This is a genomic window from Accumulibacter sp., from assembly GCF_031732815.1.
GTDB lineage: Bacteria > Pseudomonadota > Gammaproteobacteria > Burkholderiales > Rhodocyclaceae > Accumulibacter.
Window position 1 is genome coordinate 1 of the sequence record NZ_JAVMKF010000136.1, and the last position, 2,540, is coordinate 2,540.

The 2,540-nt window shown below is 72.2% G+C and carries 1 protein-coding gene and 1 pseudogene; one reads left to right on the forward strand and one right to left on the reverse strand.

All coding sequences use genetic code 11. From position 1 onward, the window contains the following. Positions 1-417: pseudogene (locus RKP46_RS09630) on the forward strand (hypothetical protein); the annotation flags it as partial. An 86-nt stretch (positions 418-503) separates the two neighbouring features. On the opposite strand, the gene RKP46_RS09635 reads toward RKP46_RS09630, so the two are convergent. Then, the coding region (locus RKP46_RS09635) for a DUF6493 family protein (protein ID WP_311106448.1) at positions 504-2,540 on the reverse strand (2,037 nt) is incomplete at its 5' end.

Below are 2,540 nucleotides of genomic sequence, written 5' to 3' on the forward strand. Positions count from 1 at the left end.
GTGCTCACCGGAATCAGCGCCGGCGGCAGCAACACCCTGAACGGCGGCAACAACAACGATGTCCTCTACAGCGGTTCCAGCCAGAGCCTGATGATCGGCGGCACCGGCGACGATGTGCTTTCCCTGGGCGCTGACGACGGCGTGGCCGATACCGTCCAGTACAAGGCGGGCGATGGCCTCGATCGTCTGTACGATTTCGTCCGCGGCCTCGGCGGCGACAGCCTCGTCTTCAGTCAGATTGCCGACATCGACGTGGTAACCAACGGTGCGAACACAAGCTTCCATCTCGGCGACGGCATCGACGGCAATGCCGGCTTCGGCAGCGGCCAGGTATTGGCCGTCGTCGAAAACGTCACCGATTTTTCGGTCGGCGATGTCGGCGTCAACCTGTTCGGCAGCGATTTCTTCTTTGCCTGAAGCAAGAGGACGGGCAGGCAGGGCCAGCCTGTCCGTCTGGCGTGGCGGCAGGCGCGGGCCGGGAGCTCGCCCGCTGCGCGGGCGTCCTATCTCGCGGCCGGCGCCCACGCCGCGAGCCGCGCCAGGCGCGCCTCCCAGACTGGGCTAAGCGCTTCCGGCGAGGCGTGCAGCGGGGGCTGCTCGGCCAGGGCGGTGATCGCCCGGGCGACGTTTCCCGCCTTGCCGCCGCTGATCGCGGCGAGCTGTTGCAGCGTCGCCGGCGACGGCCCACAGCGCAATTCGACGAGCAGTTCATGCAGCAGTTCGAGGGCGACACTGGCCTTGCCGGTCTGCGCCAGGAAGACGTCGAGCGCGCCTTCGACGATGGCGGCGACCACCCACTGGTGCAGCGGCGACAGGCGCGCGACTTCGCGCAGCGTTTCGCTCAGGCGATTGGCCTTTAGCCAGCCGCCGGCCGCCAGGCGCCGCAGCACGTCGGCCAGCTCGCCGGGGTCGGCGCGGCCGTCGGCGATGCCTTCGCTCAGCAGGTCCGTCGCCAGCCGGCGCAGATCGCCGTCGCGGCTGGCGAGGGCGATGGTCAGCGCCAGCCGGCTGAGCTCGGACCACGGACGGTTGCTCGCGAACAGCGGCATGAGGAAGGAGTGCAGCGGTTCGCCGGCGCTCGCCGTGAGATCGATGCGCTCGACCATCAGGCGCGCGCCGGTGGCCAGCGACGCATCGACGTTGAGCGGCCAGAGCGTCAGCGTCCATTCGATCAGCCAGGGTGCCGAGTAGCCGACCGCCAGCGAGCGATGCGCGGCCGATTCGTGCGCCAGGCAGGTCGGCACGGCGAGGCTCGGGTCGACCGTGCGCAAGGCCAGCGACGGCGCCGCCAGACGCAGCCAGCCGGCGAAACGCCGCAGCCAGGCGCCGCCGGCGCGAATCTTCGCCGCCGCTCCCCAGGCCGGCGTCGGCGCCGGCGGCGCGGCCGAGTACGCCGGCGAAACCTGCAGTTCGAGGCTCGGGTAGGTCGTGACACGGCGATGCTGGCGCAGCGTGCGCGTCCCGGCGGCCCACTGGTAGCGGGCCGGGCGCAGGACATCCGGCCAGTCGAGCGACACGCCGAGCGGCGCCAGCGGGCCGCTCAGATCGGCCAGCGGCGCGCGCGCGCGGCCGGCGGCGATCCACAGAGCAGCTTGCTTTCTGCTCTGCGCGTCGGGACCGCTGTCGCCGCCGAGCGCCCAGCGCAGCGCCGGCAGCCATTCGCCATCCAGCTCGGCGAGCCGGGCCAGCGCTTGATCGCGGCCGTCGGGCGCCAGACGCAGCACCGCCTGCACGAGATCGGCGGCGAGCGGCCGGCGGCCGGTCTGGACGTAGCCGCGCAGGCGCTCGACCAGTACTCGCGGGTCGAGCCAGCCCTGGGCATGCGTCGGCGTCGCCAGCGGCGGCAGTGCGCCATGGCGTTCGAGATGATCGGCAAGCTCCCACAAACGCCGGTCGAAGAAGCGCAGCGGTCCGCGTACCTGCTGCCAGAAGGGATAGCGCGTGCGCCGCTGGCCGCCCTCGAGCCAGGTCAGCACCAGATCGCGCAGGCCGTTCGACGCGCCGGGCAGGACGAGGCCACGCGCGTCGGCGAGCGCGCCGGTGTACATCCGCCTGACCAGCGCTTGCGTGCGCGCCGCGAAGTCGGCCGGCCGCTCGTCGAACAGACGAGCAATGCCGTCGACGATGCGCTCGACTTCGTCGGCTGAATCGACCGTCTCGATGGCGTGCGCGACGCTGTCGATCAGCGCGTCGACGCTGGCGATCGGCAGCAGTGGCGGCAGATTCGTCAGCATAGGCAGGTCGGTCAGCGCGAAGGCCAGCGGCGGCGGCGGGTGCGAGAAATCGACTTCGCCGGCCAAACCGCCCAGGGCGCGCAGATGGGACGGCAGCGCCTGCAGGCGCACGCGCCATGGCGAGGCGGCAGCGCTCTCGCCGTCGGCCGACCCCGGCAGCGCCGGCCCTTCGCTTGCCGCGTCGTCGCCGAGCGCAGCGAGCTGCGCGCGTGCCAGCGGCGCCAGCTCGCCGGCGACCGCACGCAGCGCTGCCCGCTGCTCGGCGCTCCAGGCCGCGGCGTGGGCACAGCAAAGTTGCGCCGCCGT